The sequence below is a fragment of the Rhodopila sp. genome (genome assembly GCF_035548235.1).
GTDB lineage: Bacteria > Pseudomonadota > Alphaproteobacteria > Acetobacterales > Acetobacteraceae > Rhodopila.
Genome location: NZ_DASZTJ010000194.1, coordinates 21,346 through 28,325, shown reverse-complemented (window position 1 = coordinate 28,325; position 6,980 = coordinate 21,346). Strand labels below are relative to the sequence as shown.

Below are 6,980 nucleotides of genomic sequence, written 5' to 3'. Positions count from 1 at the left end.
CAAGGCTGGAACAGGGTGCGGTCGCGGTTGCGGGCGGTAACGAAGGCGTCCGGCGCGGTAGCGCAGAATTCCAGCACCTGCGCCATCCCGCCGCGATGCGCACCCGGCCCGCCGGTGTCGGGCATCAGCCCGTAGCGCAGGATGCGCGCCGGCGCCTCGGATTCGGTGATCTCGACCGGGCTGTTCTTCAGATAGGCGGCGTCGGCCCCTGCCCCGTCGGTACCGTCGCGGTGCGGCATCCCTCCACCCCCGCCCACGATCGGCGCGATGGACGAGATGCTGCGCTTGCCGGTGCGCGGGTTCTCCGCCGCCATGTTGATGATGCTGGTCCCCCCCGCCGGCGCCGCCGGCATCCGCTCCGGCGCGGCTTGGGCGAAGGCGCCGAAGATCAGGCTGCGCAGCCGCCCGCAGGTCAGGCTGCGCATCCCCACGGCGGCCGGGAACTGGGGGTTGAGCACGCTGCCTTCGGGGACATGGCAGGTGAAGGCGCGTGTGGTGCCGAAATTCAGCGTGATCCCCGGATGCAGCGCCGACAGCACGTAATAGGCGCCGACCAGCAGCAGCGAGTGCCGGGAATGCCCGCCGGTGGGCACGTTCAGCGACGACAAGGTCTGCGGATCGGTGCCGGCGAAATCCAGTTCGGCGCCGTCGCCGCGGATCGTCAGCTTCAGGCACAGACGCAGCGGGTTGCCGTTGGCACCGTCCTCGTCGCAGTACTCGGTGAACCGGTACTCGCCGTCCGGCACGCTGGCGAGCACGCGCCGCGCCTGGGCTTCCGCGTAGTCCAGCAGGTCGGCCAGCCCGTCTACCACCGTCCGCACGCCGAAGCGGCGGACCAGCTCCAACACCCGGCGCTCTCCGGTGTTCACCGCGGCCACCAGCGCCTTCAGGTCGCCCCAGTTCTGGTCCGGCACGCGGACATTGGCCAGCATCATGCGCAGCAGGCCCTCGTCCAGCACGCCGGCGCGGTAGAGCTTCGCGGGCGGCACGCGGATGCCTTCCTGATGCACATCGGTAAGCGTCCGCGACAAGCTGGCCGGCACCGCGCCGCCGACATCGACGTTGTGGATGTGCCCGCCGGTGAAGGCGATGATCTCGCCGTCATGGAACACCGGCTTCCACATCACGATGTCCGGGGAATGCGTGGCCAGGAACCCGGAATACGGGTCGTTGGTCATCGCGATATCGCCGGGCTGGTAACCGCCCGACACCAGCGCCAGCGCCGCCTCGTAATCCAGCCCGGGATACCAGGTGGCGCCCAGGTCGATCGGCACCGCGCAGGACTTGCCGTGCCGGTCGAGCAACTGGATGGTGAAGTCTTCGGTCTCCTTCACGAAGGTCGAGTGCGCGGTGCGATACAGCGTCGTCGCCATGCTCTCGGCCGCGGCGCGCGTGTGGTTGCGCAGCACCTGCAGCGTGACCGGATCGGTTCGCATCAGCCGTGCTCCATCTGGAGGTTGCGCAACCCGTCCACCCGGGCGCGCCAGCCGTCCGGCACCAGGATGGTGCAATCGGGTTGGGTCACGATCGCCGGCCCCTGGACCATCGCGCCGGGATCAAGCGCAGTGCGATCGATCAGGCCGGCTTGCTGCCAGCCTCCGCGCAGGTACAGCGGCACGTGCAGGCCGGGTTGCACCGCGTGCGGCACCTCTTCCGCCCGCGGCATCGCGATCGGCGGGGCGGCGCGGGTGGCGGAGGCGCGCAAGCTGACCACCTGCACCGGCGCGCCGGGCTCGGCGTGGCCGAAGGCGCGGTCATGCGCCTCATGGAACAGCCGGGCGAGCGCCTCGGGCCCCGCCTCGGCCGGGATCGGCACGGTCAACTCGAAGGACTGGCCGCGATAGCGCAGGTCAGCGGCGCGCAGGGTTGTCGTATCACCCGGCCCCGCCATCTCGGTCACCCCGGCCTCGGCCTCAGCCGCAAGCGCATCCAGCATCGCCTGCATCTTCGGCCATTCCGCTGCTTCCAGCGGCGCCAGGACGGTACGCATGGTGTCGCGCCGGATCGCCGCAGCGACCGCGCCCAGCGCGCATAGCGTGCCGGGCACTGCGGGGACCAGCACCCGGGTCATGCCGGCGGCCTCGGCCAGCAGCGCGCCCAGCATCGGCCCGGCGCCGCCGAACGGCATCAGCGTCAGCTCGCTGGCATGCACGCCGGCGCGGGCCAGCAACTGCTCGATCGGCACCAGCATGCCGCTGACCGCGACATGCAACACGCCCTCGGCCAAGGGCTGGAGGTCCATGCCGAGCTGCGCGGCAAGCGGGCGTGCCACGTCCTCGGCCAGCGCCGCGTTGGGCGCGATCGCGCCATAGCCCAGCGCGCCGTGGCCCAGAATGCCGCACAACAGCGCCGCATCGGTCACCGTCATGCGCGTGCCGCCACGACCGAAACAGGCCGGACCGGGGGTCGAGCCGGCGCTCTCCGGCCCAACCTGCAGCACGCCCTGCGGGTCTATCCACACCATGGAGCCGCCGCCCTGCCCGGAGGAAGTCACCGCCACGGTCGTCGTCGCCAAGGGAAACTCGCCCACAGCGAGCCCGGTAGAATAGGAGGGCTGGCCATCGATCAGGATCGCCGCGTCGGCACTGGTGCCGCCCATGTCGAGCGTCAGCACCGCGGGCACGCCGGCGGCGCGGGCAACCACTCCGGCGCCCACGACGCCCGAGGCGGTGCCGGACAGCAGCATCCCCACGCAGTCGCGCCGCCCATGGCGTGCGGTCATGGTCCCGCCGGCCGACGTCGTCAGCAGCAGCGGCGCGGTGATCCCCAGCCCTTCCAGCTCCGCCGAGACCCGGTCGAGGTAGTTGGCGATGCGCGGATGGACATAGGCATTCAGCACCGCGGTGGTGGTGCGCTCATATTCGCGGATCGCCGGCCAGACCTCGCTGCCGCGGAACACGATCATCGCGGGATCCAACCGCGCGATCATCGCCGCGACCTGTTCTTCATGCAGCGGCTTGCGCCAGGCATGCAGGAAGGAGACGACCACGACATCGCAATCCGCGGCGCGGGCGGCGGCAAGCGCGGCGGCGACATCCGCCTCTTTCGGTGCTTGCAAGGTGGCGCCGCTGGCGCTCATGCGTTCGTGGATCGGGAACACGTGTTCGCGCGGCACCAGCGGCGCGGGCCTCTCACAGAACAGGCTGTAGGGGTCCGGCATGCGCAGCCGCGCCAGTTCCAGCATGTCGGTGAAGCCGGCAGTCGTGAACAGCGCGATGCGGGCACCGCGGCGCTGAATGATGGTGTTGACGCCGACGGTGGTGCCGTGGACGAAGCGTCCCACCTCGGTCGGCGACAGGCCCTCGGCGACGAGACGCCGCAGCCCGGTCCCCACGTCCTGGCCGGGCGTAAGCGGCGTCGTCAGCACCTTCAGCGTCGTCATCTGCCCGCTGCCGGTATCCAGCGCCACGAAATCGGCGAAAGTCCCGCCGATATCCACGCCGATCATGCAAGCCATTCAATCCTCCAACCGATGCAGGCAACTTGCTGTCGCGTGGTCACGGCGTCCATTGCAGTGATATCAGCAGCCCATAGCTGCCGGTCGTTTCATTTGCCACCGGCAGGGCCGGTAATGCTTCCTTGTCCATCATATGCAGAGGCAGCCATGTCCATCATCCGGCTTTTTGTATCGATTCCGTATCGTGCCATCCACGTTTCGCATCGATATTTGCCGATGCCGGCGGAGGGCTTGCCCCAGGCTTGGGCCATCGGCGTGATACCAAACACCAAACAGGCATCCTCCTCATGAACATGAATATCCAACCCGAATATCTCTGACGTGGGACGGTTTGTGTATTCAACATCCCCGCAGAGACGACCGATCGTTCGTCATCCATGCCAGCCGACCAGAGCCTCCAACCTGATGCCGTCTGGCAAAGTTTGTTCGACGCTACGGAATTCGTCCAATTGGAAATCGACGCAACGTCATAATTTCTATTTATGCACCGTCTTCGCGTAGGCCCCGCTGACCGAGGCGGCGCCTTGAACCGAGCCTCGTCGGCCGGTGGTCCACTGGGACACATGTTCAGGTGGTGATCAGGCGGTCGACCCCATACAAGGCTTGGACCACAGCGAGCGTAACAAGCGCGATCAGCATCTGCACGGTCGAAATGGCCGCAATGGATGGATCGAACTGGTTCTGCATATAGCTGAGCATGACCACAGGCAGGGTGTTGACGTCCGAATTGCCAAAAAAGAAGGATAAAGGCAGGTTATCGAGGGAAATGAGCACCGCGAACAGGCCACCGGCGAAGATGCCAGGCCGTATCAGCGGTACCGTGACATGACGCAGCGTCTGCCAGCGCGAGGCCCCGAGCACGGCTGCCGCCTCCTCGAGATCGGGCGATTGCGCACGGTAGACCGCGAACGTGGTTCTCGCCACATAGGGAATCGCAATGACGGTGTGGGCGATCAGCAGCGACAGGAACGATATGCCGAGCATCAAATCCGAGAGCAAGTAGAGGAGCGCGAAGCCCAGGACGATGGCCGGCACCGCGATGGGCGCGAGCAGCAGGTTGGCGACGACGCTGGCGATACGGCTTGGCGAGCGAGCGACCCAGAGCACCGCCGGCACGCCAAGGAACGCGCCCAGGGTCGCCGAGCAGACGGCGATCTCGATGCTGACGATCAGCGAATCGATGAAGGGCCTGTAGGCGATGATCCGCCCGTACCATCGCAAGCTCAGGCCGGGCATCGGAAACACGATGAACGAGGCCGAGGAGAATGAGACGGCAACAACGGCGATGATCGGCATCACGAGGAAAACCAGGAAGGCGATGACGTAAAGCAGCAGGGCGGCTCCACCCCAGTCGATGCGGCGCGCTTTACGGATGCGTCTACGGCCGTGTTGTGTCGTGTTGCTCATTGCTTGACGTTCCTGCGGCGTACCAGCCTGGCCTGCAGCAGGAGGCAGACCAGTGCCATGATCAACAATATGTTGCCCATGGCCGCGGCGAAGCCGATATCCTGGGTCAGGTTGAACTGCTGATAGATGAGGAGTGCCAGCGTTTTGATCGTGCCGCCGCCCAGAAGAAGCATGGTCAGGAAGCTGCCGTTCGTCAGCACGAAAACCAAGGTGCAGCCGTTGGTTATGCCATCCAGGCTCAACGGCAAGGTCACCCGCAAAAATGTCGATACGCGTCCGGCGCCCAGGAGTCTCGCCGATTCCTCGAGCCGTACATCGACGGTCTGCAGGACCGCGCTGATCGACAGGATCATGAATGGAGCCAGGACGTGGACGAGCGCGACATACACGATGACCGGCCCGTTCAATGCATCGAGCGGTCGGGCGAGGAGGTGCGTTTCCATGAGCCAGGTGTTGAACAATCCGCGACGCGCCGCCAGGACGGTCCAACCGAAGGTCCGCATGATGATCGACGTCAGCAGAGGCGCCACCAGGAAGAAGACGATGACCACGTTCCACCGTCCGGCCTTGCGGACCATGAAGTAGCTGATCGGATAGCTCACCAGCAGGCACAGGATCGTCGTCACAATGGAGACGAAAAGAGTTTCCAACAATACCCCGAGGTAATATCGATCGGTAATGAGCTTCACGTAATAGACAAATGGATTGGACCAACTCGCCTCGCCCGTGCTGACGCTGCGGACGAGGTTCGTGATGAGGGGAAGCAGGAAGAACACCGAGAGGTAGGCAAGTGCAGGCCAGGTCCAGCTTGGCCTGGCCAGACGGAAGCGCGCCCTGCGGGCGCGGGGATGCACGGTGGTCGCGCCGGCGTCGGTTCTGGTCGACGTCACGGTGCCGCTTGATCCGCGAGGAGAATGGCACTTTCCGGCGACCAGTCGATCGTGACCTCGCCATCGGCGGGGATGGCCTTCCTCGCCTGCGTATAGACGAAGATCGGGCTGGCCTGATCGGCGATCGACAATTCGTAAGCGTAATAGCTGCCGCGGAAGACGACGTCGCGCACCATCGCTGGCATCCCGCCCCCCGCCGGAGCGTCCATTTTCAACCGCTCGGGCCTGACGGCGATCTTGACGGCACCGCCCGATGCCAGGTTCGCCGCGCAGGCGATCAGCATCTCCGCCTTTCCATGCTCCAGCCGTACGGCCCACATGTCCTGCTGCACCCGCCTCAGCACGACCGCGTGAAAGATGTTGGCCGTGCCAAGAAACTCCGAGACGAACTGGCTGTGCGGCCTTTCGTAGACCTCGGTGGGCGCCCCGATCTGGATGATCGCGCCGGCTTCCATCACGGCGACACGGTCGCTCATGGTGAGCGCCTCCTCCTGATCGTGGGTCACCAGGATCGAGGTAATGCCCAGGCGCCGTTGAATCTCCCTGAGCTCGAACTGCATCCTCTCGCGCAGGTTCTTGTCCAGGGCGCCCAGTGGCTCATCGAGCAGCAGGAGTGATGGATCGGTCACCAGGGAGCGGGCGAGAGCGACCCGCTGCTGCTGACCGCCGGATAACTGGTGAATGGTGCGTTCCTCGAAATTGCCGAGCCGCATGAGTTCGAGCATCGCCCGGACGCGCTTCGCCCGGTCGGCCGCCGGAATGCCGCGCATCTTCAACCCGAAGGCTACGTTTTCACCGACTGTCAGGTGTGGAAACAGGCAGTAGTTCTGAAACACCATACCCAGGCTGCGCTTGTTGGGCGGCAGTTCGGTGATGTCCTTCTCCCCGATCAGGACGCTGCCCTCATCGGGCGTTTCGAATCCGGCGATGATGCGCAGCGTGGTCGTCTTGCCGCAGCCGGAGGGTCCGAGCAGGGCCAGCATCTCACCGCCGCGCACATCGAGTGTGAGCGGCTTCAAGGCCTGGACGTGACCGAAACGCTTGCTAATGCCTTCGAGTCTCAGCGGAACGGAGAGACTCATCGCCCGCTGCCTCCGCGCGGCCCAGCGCCTGCGCGCACCGGAAAACATGGCCGGCCAATATGCGATGGCGGCCTGTGCTGCACCCGCATTCCGTTCCCCTTGCGGTTCAAGGTCAGATCCGTCGTTCCGCTACCATCCTCGATC

The 6,980-nt window shown here is 65.8% G+C and carries 6 protein-coding genes; all 6 read right to left on the bottom strand.

Going from position 1 to position 6,980, the window contains the following annotated elements; all coding sequences use genetic code 11:
- A partial coding sequence (locus tag VHB27_RS16085; protein ID WP_325602262.1) for a hydantoinase B/oxoprolinase family protein occupies positions 1 to 1,436 on the bottom strand: 1,436 nt, incomplete at its 3' end.
- Positions 1,436 to 3,457: a hydantoinase/oxoprolinase family protein gene (locus VHB27_RS16080; protein WP_325602260.1), complete on the bottom strand. Its 2,022-nt coding sequence runs from the start codon at positions 3,455 to 3,457 to the stop codon at positions 1,436 to 1,438. The genes VHB27_RS16085 and VHB27_RS16080, both read right to left, overlap by 1 nt.
- Positions 3,458 to 3,546: 89 nt before the next feature.
- A complete protein-coding gene (locus VHB27_RS16075; protein ID WP_325602258.1) occupies positions 3,547 to 3,762 on the bottom strand; it encodes a hypothetical protein in 216 nt (71 codons plus the stop codon).
- A gap of 262 nt (positions 3,763 to 4,024) precedes the next feature.
- Positions 4,025 to 4,864: an ABC transporter permease gene (locus VHB27_RS16070; protein ID WP_325602256.1), complete on the bottom strand. Its 840-nt coding sequence runs from the start codon at positions 4,862 to 4,864 to the stop codon at positions 4,025 to 4,027.
- Positions 4,861 to 5,718 (bottom strand): ABC transporter permease, encoded by an 858-nt coding sequence (locus VHB27_RS16065; protein ID WP_325602254.1) that lies wholly within the window; start codon positions 5,716 to 5,718, stop codon positions 4,861 to 4,863. The genes VHB27_RS16070 and VHB27_RS16065 overlap by 4 nt, the downstream gene beginning before the upstream one ends.
- A 32-nt stretch (positions 5,719 to 5,750) precedes the next feature.
- Complete coding sequence (locus VHB27_RS16060) at positions 5,751 to 6,836, bottom strand: ABC transporter ATP-binding protein (RefSeq protein WP_325602252.1); 1,086 nt, start codon at positions 6,834 to 6,836, stop codon at positions 5,751 to 5,753.
- Between the last annotated feature and the right edge of the window lie 144 nt (positions 6,837 to 6,980).

Excerpts from the sequence above, each read along its gene's own strand:
- VHB27_RS16080 (WP_325602260.1), bottom strand. The coding sequence starts at position 3,457 with ATGGCTTGCATGATCGGCGTGGATATCGGCGGGACTTTCGCCGATTTC.
- VHB27_RS16070 (WP_325602256.1), bottom strand. The coding sequence starts at position 4,864 with ATGAGCAACACGACACAACACGGCCGTAGACGCATCCGTAAAGCGCGC.
- VHB27_RS16060 (WP_325602252.1), bottom strand. The coding sequence starts at position 6,836 with ATGAGTCTCTCCGTTCCGCTGAGACTCGAAGGCATTAGCAAGCGTTTC.